This window comes from Bordetella sp. MIP270_01_BMS (assembly GCF_054958705.1).
Genome location: NZ_CM143297.1, coordinates 615,593 through 634,884 on the forward strand (window position 1 = coordinate 615,593; position 19,292 = coordinate 634,884).

Sequence of the window (19,292 nt, forward strand, 5' to 3'; positions counted from 1 at the left end):
GCACAGATGCAATTTTCCGGTAATGCGGTGGTGATCTCGCCGCACTTTGATGACGCGGTACTCAGCTGCGGCGAGTGGCTGGCGGCGTGTCCCGGCAGTACCGTCCTGACGGTTTATTCCGGAGTGCCGCCCAGCTCGACGCCCCTGCCGGATTGGGACCGCCGCTGCGGTTTCCAGCGGGCCGACCAGGCCGTGATGGTTCGCCAGGCCGAGAACAGCGCGGCAATGGCCGTGCTCGGCGCGCGCGGACTCGAACTGGGTCTGCTGGACGAGCAATATGACGGGCCGCAGGCTGAACCGGGCCGCCTGACGGGAATGTTGGCCAGCGCGCTGACGACCCTGAATCCCTCGGTAGTGCTGGCGCCCATGGGGCTGTTTCATCAAGATCACAAGCGTGTGTCGGACGCCGCCCTGACAGTCTGGCGCCTGTTCGAACAACCTTTGGCGAACACCTGGCTGATGTATGAAGAAGCCTTGTACCGACGCCGGCCTGGATTGGTGCAACAGCGTCTTCTGGAGTTCTCGTCGCTGGGTATCGTCGCCACGCCCGTGGCCGGACCGATGTATCGCGGCGATCGCAAGACCCGGGCGGTTGCGGCTTACGCCAGCCAGCTGGAGCCGCTCGGGCTGATCCCGGGGCAGGGCGATGACGCGGCGCCGGAACACTATTGGCACCTGACCATGGGCCAGCCTACACCATGAGTCGCGCGCGCCTGTCGGTCGTGGTGCTGACGTACAACCGCCGGGCCGAATTGCTGCGCACCTTGCGCCGGCTGATGGACCAACCTGCGCGCTATCCGGTCATCGTCGTCGACAACGCCAGTTCCGATGGCACCTCCGAGGCCGTGCGGCAGTTCATGCCTCAGGTTCAGTTGGTGCGGGCGCCGGCGAACCTGGGCGCAGCCGGACGGAATCTGGGCGTGCATGCGGCCGGCACCGAATATGTCGCCTTCTGTGACGACGACACATGCTGGGAGCCGGGCGCGCTGCAGACCGCCATGCGCATACTCGACGCATCGCCCGAAGTGGGCATCCTCAACGCCCGTATTCTCGTCGGGAGCGCGGGCACGCCCGACCCCGCCTGCAACGTCATGGAAGAAAGCCCGTTGCCGGAGCAACCCGGCGTGGGGCCATGCCTGATGGGGTTCATGGCAGGCGCCTGCGTCATGCGTACCCATGTATTTCGGTCGGCGGGAGGCTATTGGCCACCGTTGATGATAGGGGGCGAGGAAGCCCTGCTGGCCCTCGATGTGCTGGAACGCGGCTGGCGCATTGTCTATGCGCCCGCCGTATGCACCCGCCATTGGCCATCGCGAGCCCGCGACGCCGGCCTCCGGCAGCGCCTCTTGTCGCGAAACGCGGTGTGGACGGCATGGCTGCGTCTGCCCGCGCCCATGGCGTGGCGCACGACGGCGCGCGAGTTTCGCCTGCAAGCGTCGGGCCGGGCGCGACTGCGGTTGGCGCGAGATGTGAGCCATGGGCTGCGCGCTGTGCTGGCGCGCAGGCGGATCGTGTCGGCTCAGGTACAGGAATTGCTTGCCTGTGCTGAACGCCAACACCCCAGCAGGAGGCCATGATGTCATTGATAGTTGCAGCGCGGTTCCAGACCTTCGATCTCGCCGAGGCTGCCGCGCACAGGCTTTTTGAAGCCGGCTTTCGCGACGAAGACATGCACACGTTCTACGTGGGCATCGCCGGCGAGCACGGCCGCTATCCGGTGGGCGGCGACCGCAAGGCCGATCCGGACGCTCGGGGCGCCTCGGGCGGGGCAGTGCTTGGCGCCGCGGCGCTGGGCGTGGTATTTGCACTGGTCTGCGGCGCGGTGGCGTGGCAGTTCCAGCCCTCCGCCATCGCCGTCACCGCTGCGGGCGGCGTAGGCGCCTACGTTGGCGCGCTGGGCGGAGCACTATGGGTGGCGGGCCGGGGACGGCGCCGCCATCCCGCCGGACCCAAAGAGCACCCTGAGGTGCGTCAGGCTGGCGTGCTGCTCGCACTGCACGTGCAACCGGACCAGGAGGCGCGCGTCGCGGCCATGCTGCGCGAAGCCGGTGGTACCGATGTCGAGCGCGCCAACGGCCGCTGGATGAATGGCAAGTGGCAGGATTTCGACCCGCTCGCTCCGCCCCAGCGCGCACCAGGTGGCTTGAGCCCGCGTGCGCCCACCAGCAGCCCCCAGGCGTGAAGGAGCCCCAATGACAGCCAACAGATCACCTGATAGTCAGACCATTCCCGCCACCGATGAGGGGCGGGCTGCCGATGACGCGACAGCAGACGGAGCGGGGCGCGCGGGTACGACGGCTGAGGCCGCCCGCCCGCAGCGCGCGTCTCGCGGCCAGGACGCCGACGCCGCTCGGTCTGCCGACGCCTTGTCGGGCAAGGTGCACGCGCCGAGCGCACCGGTCGACGTGCCAAGACAACCCGCCAAGCCGGATGCGGGCACTCCGGACGCAGCGGGGCAGGCCAGCGATCCGCCTGCCGATCCGGACGACGAATCGAACTGGGCCGACAGTTCCAAGCCCAGGCCCAACGCCAAGAACGCGCGCTCGCATTTGTTCTGAGGAGGCGACGATGGCGCCAGAATGCACGGGGCGCCATGGGCGGCCCTGGGCCGCGATGCCAGTTGCTCGCGTCTCGGGAAGGCCACGCCGGCTGGCGGCCCATGGCTGTCCCGCCATTCATCGTGCGCGCTCGGTCACGGCTTGTGTGGTTGCAGGAAGTGCCACAAGCGTCGCTCGTCGGCGTTGAGCCCGCGAGGGGTGAGCGGCGCGGCGCCGCGGGCCGGGAGCTCGCCCCGCAGATAGGCGTCGAGAATGGCGGGGTGTATGTAGCAGTTGCGGCAGACGGCCGGCGTATTGCTGAGACGTCCGGCCACCTGCTTCACCACCTGCGCCACAATACGGCGAGCCTGGCTCTCGCTGGCGGCCGGGTGCTCCTGCAACAGCGCGAAGGCCATGACCGAGCCGGCCCAGGTGCGATAGTGTTTTGCGGTAAAGCCACCTCCGCCCGCTTCTTTCAAATAAGCGTTCACCATTTCTGAGCTGACCGGCCGGGCCTCGCCGTCCGGATCGCGATAGTGGAACAGTTGCTGGCCCGGCAGGTCCATGCAGCGCTTCACGGTACGCGCGATGCGGCCGTCAGTCACGGTGACGTCATGTGGCACACCGCTCTTGCCTATGAAGCGCAGGCGCAGGCGATCGCCCGCCACGGCTGTATGCCGACGTTTCAGAGTGGTCAGTCCATACGACTTGTTCGCACGCGCATACTCTTTCGTGCCTATCCTGATCAAAGTGATTTCGAGCAGGCGTACCAGAACGGCCAACACCTTTTCCTGAGACAGCTCCCGCGACTGCATATCGCGTTCGACGCGACGCCGAATGCGGGGCAAGCCGGCGGCAAATTCGAGCAGGTGGCCGTACTTGCTGGCATCGCGAACCGCCGTCCAATCCGGATGGTAGCGGTATTGCTTGCGCCCGCGCGCATCGCGGCCGGTTGCCTGCAGGTGGCCGTTTGCGGAGGGGCATATCCATACGTCGGCATACGCCGGAGGAATCGCCAGAGCGTCGATGCGGCGGATCACCGTGGGATCGGTGATGCGCTTCCCACGCGTATCGTAGTAGCAGAATTTTCCTGCGCGGGTTTTCTTGCGGGTGTATCCCGGCCTGCGGTCGTCAACATACACCAGCCCGTTGTCCGGATTGCCCGGGTACAGGGGTTGCTGCCCATAGCCTCTCGAATCAGTGGACACGGAGGTGCACATGGAAGGTTCTTTAAAAGACGTCAACGTTGCGATCCTCGCGGTAGATGGCTTTGAGCAAGTCGAGCTGACGAAACCCCGCGACGCGCTCACGGGGCAAGGCGCCCGGACGGCGCTTGTCTCGGCCAGGCGCGATCCCGTCCAGGGCCTGCACCACACCGAGCCGGGCGATAAATTCGACGTAGACCTGATCTTCGCCGAAGCCCGGCCCGACGACTTCGACGCGGTGCTGTTGCCAGGCGGCGTGGTCAACGCCGACGAGATCCGCATGCATCCGGCCGCGCGCGACTTCGTGCGGGGCATGGCCGAGCAGGGCAAGCCCATCGCGGTGATCTGCCATGGCGCCTGGATTCTTGCGTCCGCAGGGCTGGTGCAGGGCCGCAGGATGACCAGTTGGCCGTCGCTGCAGGACGACCTTCGCAATGCCGGCGCCGAGTGGGTAGATGAGGAAGTCGTCGTCGATGGCACGCTGGTGAGCAGCCGCAAGCCCGACGACATCCCCGCTTTCAACCGCGAGATGCTGCGCGCAATTCAAGAGCATCGATAGAAAGCGCATAGCCGGGAGTCCGGGTGAACCCTGCCCCGGCTTCGCGCCCGTTCAAGCGCGGCGGGCGCCGCCGCCGCGCTGCCGCTGGCTCTGTTGATCCTGGCCGGTACCCACCTGGCTGGCATGGCCATCTTTCTTCGTGCGGTTTTGTTGATCGCCGTGGCTCTTCTGCTCGTCGCGCGACGTGTCATCGTTGGTAGGGTCCGGCTTTTGAGCGGGTTCCTTCGTCGAGTTCATTTTGGCTCCTCGGTGGATAGGCCTGGGGTAGGAGGCTCACCGGCCTGCCATGCCCCGTGGTAATGCGGCAGGCGTGACAGCGCGTACCGGGCGCTTGCCTGGCGGATGGCGTTGCGGCTGCCGGAGAACACGCGTGTTTCGGTGTAGATCACGGGTCGAGCATCGGCTGGCCCGGAACGGAACAGCCATGCATAACATTGGGTACCTGGTTCGATATCATCATCGGTGGCGTCGGACACTCCTGTGTTGGATATGGCCACGGCGGCGGGGCTCAGGCGGCTCGCACCCAGCGCCATGGCGTGCGCCACTGGCTCGCTGGTGAGGTTGCAGCGCTGCAGCAACGACTTTTCCAGGCCCAGGCAACGCATCTTGGCTTCCGGCGCGTAGGTGACGTAGGCGCAGTCCAGCAAGCTGCCGGCGCCCGGCACGTCCGCGAGCGTGGCGGCAATCAGGCCGGCCGTGCACGATTCCGCCGTCACCAACACCAGCGAATGTTCCTTCATGTATCGGGCAACGCGTTCAATCTCGTTCATATCTGCTGACTCCGGATGCGTCTCACCGAGCAAATGGCGTGCCCGGGCACTCATCTGTCGATCGGCTCGCCTCCCGCCCGCGCCCCGACGATCATTTCGGTCGCCCAGTTCAGGAGGATGGTCGTGTAGGCGCGCTGCGCCGCCTTGTCAGTCAACGCGTGGTCGGCGCCATCGACGATGCGATGGGTCAGGGAATGGGCTCGCAGGAAGGCGGTTCGATAATTCATGATGGTGGAGTGGGGAATGAAGGTGTCATGCTCCGCTTCGACGATCAGCACATCTCCGGTAAAGCGTTCGCACGCCGCCAGGGCGCGATTCTCGCGGGGGCCGACCCGCTTTTGGCGGTAGGCCGCCAGGCTGGCGCGATTGAGCGCACCCTTGGGCTTGTCCCATTCTTCATCACGGTAAAGCGCAGGAACATGCAGGGCGAGCCACCGGACAGAGCGCATGGCAGACAGAATCGCGGCGAGGTAGCCTCCATAGCTGCTGCCGACCACCGCAATGGCGTCACGGTCAATGGAAGGATGGCTCAGCAGCCGGTCATATGCCGACAGCACATCGCGCAAGCTGTCTTCTCGCGAGACCCGGGTGCGCTGCTCTTCCGTGGCAGCGTGGCCGCGCAAGTCGAAAGTCAGGCAGACGCAGCCCAGCCCCGCAATGCTGCGCGCGCGCACCAAGTCGAACTCCTGGCTGCCACCCCAGCCATGAATGAACAGAACTCCAGGTATCTGGGTCGCAGGGGCCAGGAATGTGCCGGACAGTTCCTGGCCTTCCACCTCTATTGAAACGGCTTGTTTACGCGTCGCCATATCGAATGATTCCGGCGGTTTTCCGCAGGCGGCCCACCACCGGGTCGTCAGCGTCGCAGATCAGCGTGGCGCCGCCCGACGGATCGCCGCCCGACGGATCGCCGCCCGACGGATCGCCGCCCCGTCCATAGGTCTCGGTCGTGCGGGCCTGTACCCGTACCAGAGCGGGATCGGCGCAGAATGCCTCGAGCGCGCAGATCTCGGCCATGCTGGCGCCGCCTGCTCTCCACGACTGTTCCAGCACGCCGCGGCGAAGTCCGCCGTCCGCGCCGAGTCCTTCGGCAACGTCATAGTTGCGGCGCGAGGCATAGAAATCCGTGTAGCACTGCGACACTGCGGCGTCGTACCGCCGCGCCAGTTCGATGGCTACGCGCATGGCGTCTGGCCAATCCTGAGCGCCCAGCGCCTCGAAGCCGCCGCGCACGACGAACAGGTCCGAGCCGCCGTAGACCGGCTCACCATGGTTGTCCGGCGTCAGGCGCTGCGTACCTACGTAGCTGGCCCACAGGCCGGGCAAGCTCACCGTGCCCACGCTGTAGGTCACGACCTCGTCAAGGTGTTCTTCGAGGACCAGGCCACATCGCGCCATCTCGGCCGTATCGACGCCTCGCAGCGCCTCGCGCAGTTCAGCCGGGTCCCGGATTGTCATCTGGCCCCTTCCGGCGGTCGCCAGAACCGGCTTGATCCGCACGTCACCCTCGCGCAACAGCAACGAACCGGCATGCATGGCATCTTCAGTCGAAAAGACGGTATATCCCGCCAGCACGCATCCGTTCAGGCGCGCACCCAGTTGGTGGCGCCAGCCCGGCAGAGGCGCGGCGCGCGCGCCCTTGAGCGCCGGGTGTGTGATCGCCTTGGTCGCGAGAAACTCGAAGGGCACGACGCCGCCATACAGGTCAGTTTCGTGATGGATGCCGAGCCGTTCGGCGGCGGGCAACCCGAGCGTGATGGCGGGGACGTAGTAGATGCGGCCTTTGATCCCGCGCGGACGGCGCGCGGGCTCGTAATCCAGCTCGCACCGACTTCCCAGAAGTGCGGCGAGCCGGCTCGTCAGGGCGTGATGGCTGGCACGGTCTTGGGTCGAAGCGCCCAATCGCCGGGGGTACGCCACGACCATTGCGGGGGGAGCCATCTCGCCGTTCGCGGGCAGAAGGGGCATCGCAGGCCTCGATATTGGGCTGGGAAGGCCGCGACGCATACGCCGTGCCCGGCCCGCCCAGGCAGGGGGCTCAAGCGTTCAGCCACGGCGCCGGCGGCGCCCACTCCAATCCGATGCGCAGATCGCGGTGCCGGGGGCGGAAAGCCCCGGCCCGTTAGGCATCCGGCCAGCCGATAAAAATATAAGCCATTGAATAAATTGATAAAAACAGGAATCACCGGGGCGGCATGGCGGCGCCCAGGCGTTGCCGAGTGCGTCCTTTCGGGGGTCGTTACGCGCCCGCCCGAAGCCGGGTTAATATTCAGCTTCTTGTAAGAAAGCTAAACCCCCGCCTTACCTCATTCAAACCTCGGAGATTGCATGCTTGAGTTTTTGCAAACCCTCAGCTGGGCCGCCGTGTTCCAGATCATTCTTATCGACATCCTGCTCGGCGGCGATAACGCTGTAGTCATTGCATTGGCCTGCCGCAACCTGCCGGCCAAGCAGCGCATGCAGGGCATTCTGTGGGGCACTGCTGGGGCCATCGGCCTGCGCGTCCTGTTGATTGCGTTCGCGCTGACCCTGCTGACCATTCCTTACCTGAAGATCGTCGGCGCTATGCTGCTGCTGTGGGTCGGTATCAAACTGCTGATTCCCGATGAAGACGCACACGGGAATATTCAGGGTGGCGCATCGATATGGTCGGCCATCAAGACGATTATCGTAGCCGACTTCGTCATGAGCCTGGACAACGTGATCGCCATCGCTGGCGCCGCACAGATGGCTGACCCGTCGCACCAGCTCGGCCTGGTGATCTTCGGCCTGGTGGTCAGTGTGCCCATCATCATCTGGGGCAGCACCCTGGTCCTCAAGCTCATCGACCGGTTCCCGATGGTGGTCACATTCGGCGCGGCACTGCTGGGCTGGATCGCTGGCGGCATGCTGGTCACCGACGTCGTGGTCGTCGAGCATTTCGGCGAAGTGTCGGGCGCCATGAAGATCGCCGCGGAAATCGCCGGCGCTCTGCTGGTGGTAGGCGTGGGCCGCTGGATCGCCTCGCGCAAGAGGGCCGCAGCCGCTACCCCGGCGGTGTCGCAGCAAGACGCCTGACGATTGTCGGGCGGGCTGACCGCCAGCGCGGCCAGCCTCATCGCTGCGTCACCGGCGCGGCGCGCGCGCCGGGCTGCAACGGCTCGGTGCGGTTTGGCGAGCCGCCGCCCGGCGCTTTATCATGGCGGCGGCTCTCCGCAGTGGAGAGCCGCGTCGCCGCGGCCCGCGCATCAGTGGCCGCCTTCGCACGGAGGCCGCCACTTGGCCCGGCAATCACGCAACACCAGACCCTTGGGCATGTATCTCGAATCGGCACTGCCGCGCGCGTGGTCGGCCGTCCATGGGCCAGGCTAGCGTGCTGCGCGTTGTTCCTGCTTTTGATTGTCATCCTGGCCCCGGCGGGCCATGCGGCGGACGCCGCCGAATCCCAGTCCGCCAGCGCTCCGGATGCCGCCGCCTCGAACGACCGCGCGTCTGAACTGACGCCTTCCCGCCTCGCGGACCTGCTGGACGATCCGGCCACCCGGCAACAACTGATCGAGCGCTTGCGCAGCGAAGCCCCGGCCCCAGGGAGCCCGGACGCCGCTGTGCCTGCGAACGCCGCCGCGCCATCCGTGCCCGCGCGCGTCGCGCAAAGCGCGCAGCTGTTCCTGGCGGCCATGGCCAGCCATGCGGGCCGCGCGGTGGACGAACTGGCGGCCTTGGCCCGCGGGGGAATGCCGCCGCCGCAACGCAGCGCGCTCGTCGAAGCGCTGCTCGGACTGGCCATAGCCGCTGCAGGCACCCTGGCGGCATTCTGGTTGCTGCGGGCGGTGGCCGCGCGCGCCTATGCCCGCATAGACCGGTGGGTGGCGCGCCAGCCGGTAGCCGCTGGCGGCGCGCGGCGAAATGTCGCCCTGACGGTCATGATGCGACGCGCGGCGGCCATGCTGGGCGCGCTGGCGATCGACCTGGCCATTGTGTTGCTGGCCGGCTTGGCCGGCTACGTGGTCGCCCTGTACAGCTCCAGCCCAAGGAGCATCATCAGCGTGCCGCAATCGATGTTCGTGTACGCGTTCATCGCTGTGGAATTCGCCAAGGCGTTCATCCGTGGTGTCTTTGCCACGCGCTATCCCATGCTGCGACTGTTCGCCATGGAAGACGACCTGGCGCGCTATTGGAACAGCCGCCTGGGCCGTATCGCGACGGCAATCGGCTACGGGCTACTGCTGGCCGAGCCCTTGGCCAAATCCTTGCTCACGACGTCCATCGGTGAGCTCCTGGGCCTGATCATCATGCTGGCGGCGTACCTATACGCGGTGCGTACCATCTGGCGCAACCGCCAGGCGCTGCGGCAACGTCTGGAACGCCGGGCGTCGCAGGCCTCTTCCACGTTCGGCACCTGGTTCCGCTTGCTGGCGCGTACCTGGCATGTACTGGCCATCGCCTATTTCACCGTGCTGCTGGTGGTCAGCCAGGTGGACACCGAGCACGCGCTGCCGTTCATGGTTCAGGCCACCATCCAGTCACTGCTGGCGCTGGCGGCCGGGGCGCTGTTGATCATCATGCTGCACGGTGCACTCGCTCGCCGCATTACCTTGCCGCAAGACGTAAGCAGCAAGCTGCCCATGCTCGAAGCCCGCGTCAATGCCTATGTGCCCGCCGCCCTGCGCGGCGTGGGCATCCTCATACGCATCGTGGTGGCGCTGTTCGTGCTGGACGCGTGGCGTGTGTTCGATCTGTCGAGCTGGCTGGTGTCAGATGCCGGCACGGCGGCGGTGCGCATGGTGATCAACGTGGCGATCATCCTGCTGATTGCCGCGGTTGCCTGGACGCTGATCGCGAGCATCATCGAGCACCGGCTCAGCTTGAGCGAAGGGACGGGCGTGCCGACCGCACGCGAACGAACGCTGTTGGCGCTGTTCCGCAACGCCGCGTTGATCGTGATAGTGACGCTAACGGTCCTGGTGGTCTTGTCCCAGATCGGCGTCGACATCGCACCCCTGATCGCCGGGGCAGGGGTGGTGGGCCTGGCAATCGGCTTCGGATCGCAGAAACTGGTGCAAGACATCATCACCGGCGTGTTCATCCAGTTGGAAAACGGCATGAACCAGAACGATGTGGTGCAGGTGGCCGGCATCTTCGGGACGGTCGAGAAAATCACCATCCGCTCAGTCGGAATCCGCACGCTGGATGGGGGCTATCATCTGATTCCGTTCTCATCCGTCGACGTTGTGTCCAACCACATGCGCGACTTTTCTTACCATCTGGGTGAGTACACCATCGCTCATCGCGAAAGTGTCGACGATGCCATCCAGCATCTGCGGCATGCCTTCGACGAACTGATGCAGGATGAATTGCTGGCGCCAGAAGTGCTCGAGGAGATCAGCATTCCCGGCGTCACCGCGCTCAGCGAGAAAGGCGTAACCATACGCGTGCTGATCAAGACCACGCCGGGCATGCAATGGGCCGTGCAACGCGGATACAACCGATTGGTGAAGAAGCACTTCAACGCCGCGGGCATCGAGTTGCCATACCCGCATACCGTGGTCTATTTCGGACAGGACAAGAACGGCTATGCGCCGGCAGCCAATGTGTTCATGCAGACCGACCGGCCCGAAGAGCACGGCAGCGCGCGGGCGCCAGGCCAGACACGCCGGCGCCTGTCCCGCGAAACCGGCACGGCGGGCGAAGATGTGCTGGGCAATGAATTGGACCGCGTGGTGGAAGAGCCGGAGACACCGGACGATCCCAGGGCGGCCACCTGATTATTGTGCAAGTACGCCGGCCGCCGGCCGGCGTACGATGAAGACCTGATGCAGGTCAGTTGAGAGTGCGAATCCTATGTCATCAAAGAATGCTGTTTCCCAGTCAACGCGGCGCAGGCTGCTGGCCGGGCTCGTGCTCTCGCCTGCGATGACCTGGGCCAACCCCGCGCCTTTGCGCGTGCAGGTATGGAAGTCGCCAAGCTGCGGTTGCTGCAAAGACTGGATCGCCCACTTGCACGAATACGGATTCGAGGTCGAAGTGCAAGAGGTTGACGACACCGCGCAGGTACGGCGCCGGCTCAACATGCCCGACGAGTACGCCTCTTGCCACAGCGCCCTGGTCGAGGGTTACGCCTTGGAAGGCCACGTGCCGGCCAGCGACATACAGCGCCTGCTGCGAGAACGACCCGCTGCGATCGGTCTCGCCGTTCCCGGCATGCCCCTGGGGTCGCCGGGCATGGACGGCCCCGAATACGAAGGACGGAAACACCCCTACGAGGTATTGCTGGTGCGCCGCTGGGGGCTCACCCGCGTGTTCCAGGCGTATAGCTGAGTCCCAGGGAGGGACGCGCCAGGGCTGCCGCCGCACTCCGCCAGCCGCGCCCGTCTGCCGGGGCGTGCGACGACGCGCCGAGCCCCAGTGGGCGATCCAAGCGGCGCTGCAACGTCATGTGCGTGCGCGTGCGCTCGAGGGCGGCCACCTTGCATACCTGGCTTCATTTGGGAACCTCCGGGCACCCGGCCCGGCACTGGCCGGCCAGCCCGCGATTCGGTGACCGACGCACAAACCCGCCTGGGTCGGCGACGCAAAAATAATTCCAGAAACGTCCGGCCATCGCATCGCCTGCGACGCCGACCGGCTTTCTTCGGGCGTGAGAACGGTCCGGCGCTGTCTGCAGCCTGGCCGCCAGGGCCTCAAAGTCATCGCCAAGCATGGTCACTTCCCGCGCAGGCGGCGGCAGCGTGCGGCTGCCGATCGCGGCGCCGTGAGGGGGAGGACTGAACCTGTGCAGCGCCGCCAGTCGGTGTTTACCCTGCTTGCACAGGGGCCGCTGCTTCGTTAGTCTCCAGTATCACAAAGAAGTTGTCGCATTGCATTGTAATACTTCAACTAACAATACAGGGGTACCCAATGAATGCAAACCAAAAGGCGCGCGCGTGCCTCGCCGGCGTAACCAGCGCGCTGGCCATGGTTTTGACGGTCGGCGCATCGATGGCAGCCAAGCAGGACACCCTGGTATGGGCAATGGAGCAGGAAGTCTCTGTGGCGGACCCGTACTACGCGATGAGCCGGGCGGTAGTGATTCTTACCGACGAGGTTTGCGATTCACTGCTGCACAAGAATGTCGACACCGGGCAGTATGGCCCGCATGTCGCCAGCGCATACCAGTGGCTCGATGACCTGACGCTCGAAATGACACTGCGGGAAGACGTGGTCTTTCATAGTGGCAAGAAACTTTCGGCGAGCGACGTCAAGTACACGTTCGAACACATCGCCGCAGCCGATAGCGGTGTACTTGCTGCCAGCCATTTCAACTGGATCAAGTCAGTTGAAGTGGAAAGCCCCACAAAACTTCGAATTCATCTGCAGCGCCCGTTTCCGATGGCGCTGGAGTATCTGTCCAGCGCGACGCCCATTTTGCCTGCCGGGCATTACGACAACGCACCTACGCGTAACGGCAAGAAGGACTACGGGAGCGTGCCGGTAGATTGCACCGGCCCGTACAAAATCACGCAGGTTCGCGCGGGCGAATCCATCGAGCTGCAGGCCAACGAAAACTACTTTGGCGGAGGCAAGGGCAAGCCTACTATCAAGAACCTGAGCTTTCGCACCATCATTGATCCCGACGCCCAGATCGTGGAGATCATGGGCGGAAATATCGACTGGATCTGGGACTTGCGTCCCGAGAAAGCGGAAGGGCTCAAGCGCATGAAGCAGGTCCAGGTGGTGCAGGCGCCCATCCAGCGATTCAGCTACGTCAGCATGGACGCCAGTGGCAAGTTCAAGTCGAACCCATTCCAGGACATCCGCGTACGGCGAGCCGTGAATCACGCCATCAATCGCGAGATGATCGCCAAGAACCTGGTTGGCCCGGCCTCCGAGGCGCTCAACACGTCCTGCTATCCCAAACAGTTCGGGTGCCATACCGATGTGGCGTCCTATCCCTACGACCCGGTGAAGGCGCGCCAGCTCCTGGCGGAAGCCGGCTACAAGGACGGATTCACCACCGACATCTACGCGTATCGGGAACGGGAACTGGCCGAAGCGGTCATCAATGACCTGAGGGCGGTGGGCATCAAGGCGAACCTGCGATTCATGCAGTACAACGCGCTGAGGCCGCTGCTGCGCAGTGGGGAAGCCGGTCTTGCCTTTCTGAGCTGGGGTTCCTTCGGCCTGGGCGATGCGTCGGCCAGCACCAGCTACTTCTTCGCGGGCGGCCCGGACGACCTGGCGCGAGATCCGGAAGTAGAGAAGACCCTGAAGGTGGCCGATACCAGTGTCGACCCTTCGGTCCGTCTCGAAAACTACAAGAAGGCGCAAGAGCGGATTGCCGAGCAGGCCTATTGGGCGCCCATGTTCACCTTGGTGCGGTACTACGCCTTCAGCGACAGGTTGGACTCGCGCGCCTATTTCGATGATCTGCCGCGTTTCTACGCCGCGCGCTGGAAATAGGCCCGGGTAGCAGGAACAGCAATGCTCAACTTTGTCATCAGACGGCTCTTCGTCTCGGTGCTGGTCGCGATCACCGTCTCCCTCGTGACGTTTTCGCTCCTGCGCATGTCCGGGGACCCCGCGGTGGCCCTTGCCGGCGAAGGCGCCTCGGCCGCGGACGTCGAGCGGGTGAGGGTGCAGTATCAGCTCGACAGGCCGGCAGTGTTGGCCTATTGGGACTGGATCACGAACGCCGTCCGCGGTGACCTCGGCAGGTCGCACCACTTGAATGCCGAGGTTTCGGCAATCATCGCGGAGCGCCTGCCTGTGACCGTCAAGTTGGGTTCACTGTCGCTCGTGTTCGCGCTGGCGCTTGCGCTTCCTCTGGGTGTGGCGGCCGGATTGCGCCCGCATTCGGTCGTCGATCGGATCGTGCTGGCGGTTTCTGTCGTGGGACAGGCCATGCCGACGTTCTGGTTATCGCTGATCATGATTGTGTACATCGGACTGTATTGGCAGTTGCTGCCGATCAGTGGCAGCGAGACGTTCGCGCATTTCATCATGCCGGCCGCCGTGCTTGGCTACTACATTACGCCGGCGCTGATGCGCCTGACGCGCGCGGGAATCATCGACGCGATGGCGTCTGATTACATCCGCACGGCCAGGGCAAAGGGCCTGCGCATGCCCGCCATTGTTTTCGGTCATGCGCTTCGCAACGCGGTCATTCCGGTAGTCGCGTTGGCCGCCGTGCAGTTTGGATTCCTGCTGGGCGGCTCGATCATCGTAGAGGCGATCTTTTCACTCAATGGCATAGGCTTGCTGGCCTGGCAGGCCATACAGCGCTCCGACTTCGAGGTCATGCAGGCCGTCGTTCTGGTGGCTTCCGCTGTCTACATTCTGTTGACCTTTATGGCCGATGTGCTTAACGCGATCTTGAACCCAAGACTGCGCACGGGGATGCAATGAGCAGCCTGTCTACTACACCGGCGGCACTGGTGCCCGCGGCCGAGGAAACCATCGCACTTCCCGTGGCTGTTCCGAGTCCGTGGCGCGGAGCGTTGCGTAATCCGGCGATGGTAGTCGGAGGCGTGCTGCTGCTGGTCGTTGTCGCAGTTGCGCTGCTCGCGCCGCTCATCGCGCCCTATGGCCCTTACGAGGGCGACCTGAGCCAACGTTTCGTTCCGCCCGTTTGGCATGCGGAGGGGAGCTGGGCGCACGTCCTGGGTACCGACGGCCATGGGCGGGATTACCTCAGCCGCCTCATGTATGGGGCACGCATCTCGTTGCTGATCGGGGCGCTGACGATGGTTCTTTCGGGCGTCATCGGCGTCACGCTGGGGGTCATAGGCGGCTACTTTGGCGGGCGAGCCGACATGCTGATCAATTTTGTTGTCACGACCCGACTGAGCATGCCCGTCGCCCTGGTCGCAGCCGTCGTCGCGTCCATCATGGGCAGCTCGCTCAATGTGGTCATTCTGGTGCTCGGCTGTCTGCTCTGGGACAGATTCGCGGTGGTGACTCGCAGCGCCGTACAGGAGTTGCGCGGCCTGGAGTACGTGGTGGCCGCGCGTGCTGCCGGTTGCTCACACTTCCGCACGATCATCACCCAGATCCTGCCCAATATCCGGCACCTGCTGCTGGTCGTGGCGACCATCGAAATGGCGCACGCCATCTTGCTCGAGTCGGCATTGTCCTTCCTGGGCCTGGGTGTTCAGCCGCCCTTGGCATCGTGGGGTCTGATGATCTCCGAAGGCAAAGCCCAGATGCTGTTCAAGCCTTGGGTCATCGCCATTCCCGGCATCTGCCTTTTCACGCTCATCATGGCGATCAGCCTGGTGGGCGACAGTTTGCGCGACATGTCGGCGCGTCGCAGTACGCGCTGACCGATGACAACCCTTCGGAAACGGATTTGGCAAAGATGACAACAGCCACCTTGATCACGGGCGCCAGCAACGGCATCGGCAAAGCAATTCTGCGACGGTTGCAAGGGCAGGGCGAGACCGTGCTGAACCTTGATATCCGTCCGCCGTCCGAGGGCGGGGACGAGCACTTCTACCAGGTGGATCTGGCAGACCATGACGCCACCCGGAATGTGCTGAGCGAAATCACGGCCAAGTACTCAGTCCTGCGTGTGGTCAACAACGCCGCGGTGGTGCTGGCCAAGCCATTCGAAGAGACAACCGTCGAAGACATGGACAAGGGCATCGCGGTAAATCTGGGCGCCGCGATGCTGTGCGTGAACGCGGCGCTGCCGGCGATGCGGCGCGCGAAGTTCGGACGCATTCTGAACATATGCAGCCGGACCGTCACCGGCCGGGCGACGCGCACCGTGTACGGGATGACAAAAGGCGGCCTGCTGGCCATGACCCGGACCTGGGCGCTGGAGTTTGCCCGAGAAGGCATCACGGCTAACGCGATAGGGCCAGGCCCGATCGAAACCGAATTGTTCCGTCTGGGGAATCCGGCCGGCCACCCGCAGACAGAGCGCAACCTGCGCTCTGTTCCGATGGCACGTTTCGGTACGCCAGAGGAAATCGCGCACGGGGCTGCATATTTCCTCGACAAGGAAGCCAGCTTCGTCACGGGGCAGATCTTGATGATCTGCGGCGGCCAGACCCTGGGCGTACAGCCTTCCTGACGCCGGATCAATCCAATAGGACGACTCATGCAACAAGCGACTCTTGTGACAGGTGGTGCGAACGGTATCGGGCTGGCGATCGTCAACCGGCTCATCGCGGATGGCCAGACGGTGGTTGTTTTGGATCAGAACGACGTGCCCGAGACATGTGCGGCGACCGCCGTGCAGGTCGACCTGCGCGACACGGACGCAACCCGCGCGGCGCTTCAGCGGATTGCAAGCGACTTCCGCCTGACCCGCCTGGTCAATAATGCGGCTCACTGCGAAGCCATGCCGATCGAAGAGGACGGCCTGAGCAATCTCGCTGCGACGACCGCTGTGAATTTGAAGTGCCCCGTCCTATGTGCACAGGCGGCCCTTCCAGCGATGCGCGAAGCGGGTTTCGGCCGCATTGTCAATATCGGCAGCCGCAGCGCCTATGGCAAGGAGCACCGGCTGTCCTACAACGCCACCAAAGGGGGACTCAATGTCCTGACCCGGGCTTGGGCGCTGGAGTTTGCCGAGTTGGGGATCACGGTCAACGGCGTGGCGCCAGGTGTGGTCGACACAGAGCTTTATCGACGTTATAGCGATCAGGATGCCGCACTGACCAGACGTACCAATGCGTCCATACCCATGCGCCGCATGGGAAAGCCGGAGGAAGTCGCCGATGCGGTCTCGTTCTTTCTCAGCGAGCACGCCGGGTACATCACCGGTCAGCTTCTGTTCGTATGCGGGGGCTTGTCCGTCGGACGCCAGCCTTCCGAATAACCACCAGCTACTTCCAAGGAGTTCCCCCATGCCTGATTTCGTGACTGCCAGCGACGGCGTCAAGCTCGCCTATTACATCGACGACTTCACCGATCCGTGGACGAAGCCGGACACAATCTTCATGTTGCATTCCATGATGGGCAGCGCCGAGCGCTTCTATTCATGGGTTCCCGCGTTGAGCCGAAAATTTCGTGTCGTTCGGGTCGATCTGCGTGGCCACGGCGCATCCGATGTCCCGGCCGCCCATCTCGAATTGAGCATGGACCGCCTGCTGAAGGATGCAGTGGAAGTGTTCGATGCGCTGGATCTGGGCGCGGTGCATGTATTGGGGAATTCATCGGGCGGCTACGTAGCGCAGTATCTGGCAATGTACGAGCCCGCCCGCGTGAAAAGCCTCATGCTGTTCGGGTCAACCCCCGGCCTCGCCGAAAGCAAGACCAATACGTGGATTCCCCGAATCCAGGAAGAAGGGCTCGAGCATTTCCTGCGGGTCACCATCGCGGACCGGTTCCGTGCAGATTGCGCAGATCCCAGGCTGGTTGAATGGTTCTTGCAGGAAGCCATCAAGAACGACCAGGACTTCATCTGCCGATGGCTCGAGTTCGCATCGCCGCTGGACTGGGGCAGCGAACTGACCCGGGTGCAATGCCCGACGCTGGTGGTGCGACCGGGAGCCGAAACGGTGGGGACCGCGAGCACCTACGACGTGATGCGTAAGAACATCCGCGACGTCGAAATGCTGACTTATTCCGGCATGCCGCACAACATCAGCGATTTTGTCGCAGACATGTGCGTGGCTGACGCCTTGTCATTTCTGTCGCGACGATTCCCTGCCGCTGACCGCCACCTTCACGCCTGAAAGCCACCATGTCGCGCAGGGCCAAGGTCCGGCCCACCGCGACGGAGCCTGTGAAATGAAAAAAGCTGTGCTGGCGCTGTTCAAACACGAGACGAATACTTTTTCACCTGTGCCTACGCCCCTGTCCCGCTTCGGACCGCAGGGGCCTTACTACGGCCGCGCAGCGCTCGAAGCGATGCGCGGCACGAATACGGCCATCGGCGCCTACATCGATCTTTGCAAGGAACACGCAATTGAGATCGATACGCCGATCGTCGCCGATTCGCGTCCCAGCGGACTGGTGCCGGACGAGGTATTCGACCATGTCGCCGAGCGGATCTGCGCCGCAGTGGCGGGCGGTTGCGATGCTGTCATGCTGGACCTGCACGGCGCCATGGTCACCCCCAGCGAACACGATGCCGAAGGCGCGTTGCTGCGGCGTATACGCGCCATTGCTCCCGAGGTTCCGATCGCTGTTTCCCTTGACATGCATGCCAACGTCACCCGGGAGCTCGTCGAGAACTGTACGGTCATCTCCGGCTATCGGACCTATCCGCACGTGGATATTCGAGCCACAGGCATGCGAGCCGGGCGCATGCTCATCGACACCATGGCGGGGAGAATCCGCCCCGTCATGGCGTGGAGCCAGATGCCGGCGCTGATTCACACGTTATGCATGGAGACTGAATCCGAGCCGTTCCGCAGCCTGATCGCCAAGCTGCCCGAAGCCGTGCGGGCAGGAGCACTCGACGCTTCGGTATTCAGCGGATTTTCGATGGCCGACATCCCTCGGCCCTGCTTTTCTGCGTGCTGCATTACCGACGGAAACGCAGAACACGCGCGGGCGGTCGTCGATGAAATACTCGCGCTCGCGTGGGAACGTCGCGCCGACTTCGTCTACCGTCCGGAACCGCTGGAGAGCTCGATAGCGCGCGCAAGCCGCATGACTGAAGGGCCGGTCTTGTTGATCGACCATGCCGACAATTGTTCGTCCGGCGGCACGCAGGACACGATGGCCGTATTCAAGGAAGCCATGCGACAAGGCCTGGAGGACGTTGCGGTCTTTGCGATCTGCGATCCGGAGTCGGTGCAAAGGATGATCGCGGCCGGGGTAGGGCATGAAGTGACCCTGGCACTCGGCGGCAAGCTCGATATGCATCAGATCGGCCTGCCAGGCCAGCCCCTGCCGATAACGGGCCGCGTCAAGGCCATTACCGACGGGCATTTCATCGTACGCGGCCCCATGATGACGGGGATGAAGGCGTCCATGGGCCGCACCGCTGTATTGGAAACCGACAAGGCCGAGATCGTGGTGTGCGAACGCAACCACGAGCCATGGGACCTTGGGTGCCTGCGTTCTGTCGGTATCGAGCCGACGTCGAAGCGCTACATCCTGCTGAAATCCCGGATGCATTATCGCGCGGGGTTTCTGCCGCTCGCGCGGGCTGTCATTGAATGCGACGGGATCGGCGTCACGAGTTCGAACTACGATCAGTTTCGCTTCGAAGCGTTACAGCGGCCGGTCTATCCGTTGGATGCCGATACCGTCTGGACGCCGCAGCGCATCATGCCCCGCAGTCCTGTCGAATTGTGAGAGC

The 19,292-nt window shown here is 64.2% G+C and carries 20 protein-coding genes; 15 read left to right on the forward strand and 5 right to left on the reverse strand.

The window, feature by feature from the left end; translation table 11 throughout:
* Window positions 1-6 precede the first annotated feature (6 nt).
* From ACV17W_RS02785 to ACV17W_RS02800, 4 genes are read left to right on the forward strand one after another with little or no spacing between them, the layout of a single operon-like run.
* The gene (locus ACV17W_RS02785; RefSeq protein ID WP_462594940.1) at window positions 7-702 is read left to right on the forward strand and encodes a PIG-L deacetylase family protein; all 696 of its coding nucleotides are present in this window, start codon (window positions 7-9) and stop codon (window positions 700-702) included.
* A complete protein-coding gene (locus ACV17W_RS02790) occupies window positions 699-1,577 on the forward strand; it encodes a glycosyltransferase family 2 protein (RefSeq protein WP_462594941.1) in 879 nt (292 codons plus the stop codon). Before ACV17W_RS02785 ends, ACV17W_RS02790 begins: the two co-directional genes overlap by 4 nt.
* Window positions 1,577-2,182 carry a hypothetical protein gene (locus ACV17W_RS02795; protein ID WP_462596439.1) on the forward strand — a complete coding sequence of 202 codons (606 nt, stop codon included), beginning with the start codon at window positions 1,577-1,579 and terminating at the stop codon, window positions 2,180-2,182. Before ACV17W_RS02790 ends, ACV17W_RS02795 begins: the two co-directional genes overlap by 1 nt.
* 10 nt (window positions 2,183-2,192) lie before the next feature.
* A complete protein-coding gene (locus ACV17W_RS02800) occupies window positions 2,193-2,558 on the forward strand; it encodes a hypothetical protein (protein WP_462594942.1) in 366 nt (121 codons plus the stop codon).
* Between the two features lie 134 nt (window positions 2,559-2,692).
* Here ACV17W_RS02800 and ACV17W_RS02805 read toward each other — a convergent pair whose 3' ends face one another.
* A complete protein-coding gene (locus ACV17W_RS02805; protein WP_462594943.1) occupies window positions 2,693-3,757 on the reverse strand; it encodes a DNA topoisomerase IB in 1,065 nt (354 codons plus the stop codon).
* On the opposite strand from ACV17W_RS02805, the gene ACV17W_RS02810 reads away from it, so the two are divergent.
* Window positions 3,756-4,301 (forward strand): type 1 glutamine amidotransferase domain-containing protein, encoded by a 546-nt coding sequence (locus ACV17W_RS02810; RefSeq protein WP_462594944.1) that lies wholly within the window; start codon window positions 3,756-3,758, stop codon window positions 4,299-4,301. The genes ACV17W_RS02805 and ACV17W_RS02810 overlap by 2 nt on opposite strands.
* Before the next feature lie 51 nt (window positions 4,302-4,352).
* Here ACV17W_RS02810 and ACV17W_RS02815 read toward each other — a convergent pair whose 3' ends face one another.
* The 4 genes from ACV17W_RS02815 to ACV17W_RS02830 are packed head-to-tail and all read right to left on the reverse strand — an operon-like array spanning window position 4,353 to window position 7,039.
* Window positions 4,353-4,538 carry a hypothetical protein gene (locus ACV17W_RS02815; protein WP_462594945.1) on the reverse strand — a complete coding sequence of 62 codons (186 nt, stop codon included), beginning with the start codon at window positions 4,536-4,538 and terminating at the stop codon, window positions 4,353-4,355.
* On the reverse strand, window positions 4,535-5,071 hold the full coding sequence (locus ACV17W_RS02820; protein ID WP_462594946.1) for a CinA family protein: 537 nt from the start codon (window positions 5,069-5,071) through the stop codon (window positions 4,535-4,537). Before ACV17W_RS02820 ends, ACV17W_RS02815 begins: the two co-directional genes overlap by 4 nt.
* Window positions 5,072-5,121: 50 nt before the next feature.
* Window positions 5,122-5,880, reverse strand: coding sequence for an alpha/beta hydrolase family protein (locus ACV17W_RS02825; protein WP_462594947.1), 759 nt, complete (start codon window positions 5,878-5,880; stop codon window positions 5,122-5,124).
* Window positions 5,867-7,039, reverse strand: a complete 1,173-nt coding sequence (locus tag ACV17W_RS02830; protein ID WP_462594948.1) for a DUF3182 family protein — start codon at window positions 7,037-7,039, stop codon at window positions 5,867-5,869. Before ACV17W_RS02830 ends, ACV17W_RS02825 begins: the two co-directional genes overlap by 14 nt.
* Before the next feature lie 360 nt (window positions 7,040-7,399).
* Between ACV17W_RS02830 and ACV17W_RS02835 the strand changes: the two genes are divergently transcribed.
* The 10 genes from ACV17W_RS02835 to ACV17W_RS02880 all read left to right on the forward strand — a co-directional run bounded on the left by ACV17W_RS02835 (window position 7,400) and on the right by ACV17W_RS02880 (window position 19,288).
* The gene (locus ACV17W_RS02835; protein WP_462594949.1) at window positions 7,400-8,128 is read left to right on the forward strand and encodes a TerC family protein; all 729 of its coding nucleotides are present in this window, start codon (window positions 7,400-7,402) and stop codon (window positions 8,126-8,128) included.
* A 305-nt stretch (window positions 8,129-8,433) separates the two neighbouring features.
* On the forward strand, window positions 8,434-10,815 hold the full coding sequence (locus tag ACV17W_RS02840; protein ID WP_462594950.1) for a mechanosensitive ion channel domain-containing protein: 2,382 nt from the start codon (window positions 8,434-8,436) through the stop codon (window positions 10,813-10,815).
* Window positions 10,816-10,891: 76 nt separating this feature from the next.
* Window positions 10,892-11,368, forward strand: coding sequence for a DUF411 domain-containing protein (locus ACV17W_RS02845; protein WP_462594951.1), 477 nt, complete (start codon window positions 10,892-10,894; stop codon window positions 11,366-11,368).
* Between the two features lie 579 nt (window positions 11,369-11,947).
* Entirely contained in the window at window positions 11,948-13,489 is a 1,542-nt protein-coding gene (locus ACV17W_RS02850; protein ID WP_462594952.1) for an ABC transporter substrate-binding protein, read from the forward strand.
* Window positions 13,490-13,510: 21 nt separating this feature from the next.
* Window positions 13,511-14,434, forward strand: a complete 924-nt coding sequence (locus ACV17W_RS02855) for an ABC transporter permease (RefSeq protein ID WP_462594953.1) — start codon at window positions 13,511-13,513, stop codon at window positions 14,432-14,434.
* Window positions 14,431-15,351: an ABC transporter permease gene (locus ACV17W_RS02860; protein WP_462594954.1), complete on the forward strand. Its 921-nt coding sequence runs from the start codon at window positions 14,431-14,433 to the stop codon at window positions 15,349-15,351. The genes ACV17W_RS02855 and ACV17W_RS02860 overlap by 4 nt, the downstream gene beginning before the upstream one ends.
* A 35-nt stretch (window positions 15,352-15,386) precedes the next feature.
* A complete protein-coding gene (locus ACV17W_RS02865; protein ID WP_462594955.1) occupies window positions 15,387-16,106 on the forward strand; it encodes an SDR family oxidoreductase in 720 nt (239 codons plus the stop codon).
* 27 nt (window positions 16,107-16,133) lie between these two features.
* Window positions 16,134-16,856 carry an SDR family NAD(P)-dependent oxidoreductase gene (locus ACV17W_RS02870; RefSeq protein ID WP_462594956.1) on the forward strand — a complete coding sequence of 241 codons (723 nt, stop codon included), beginning with the start codon at window positions 16,134-16,136 and terminating at the stop codon, window positions 16,854-16,856.
* 28 nt (window positions 16,857-16,884) lie between these two features.
* Window positions 16,885-17,715: an alpha/beta fold hydrolase gene (locus ACV17W_RS02875; protein WP_462594957.1), complete on the forward strand. Its 831-nt coding sequence runs from the start codon at window positions 16,885-16,887 to the stop codon at window positions 17,713-17,715.
* A gap of 67 nt (window positions 17,716-17,782) precedes the next feature.
* Window positions 17,783-19,288: a M81 family metallopeptidase gene (locus ACV17W_RS02880; RefSeq protein ID WP_462594958.1), complete on the forward strand. Its 1,506-nt coding sequence runs from the start codon at window positions 17,783-17,785 to the stop codon at window positions 19,286-19,288.
* Window positions 19,289-19,292: the final 4 nt, after the last annotated feature.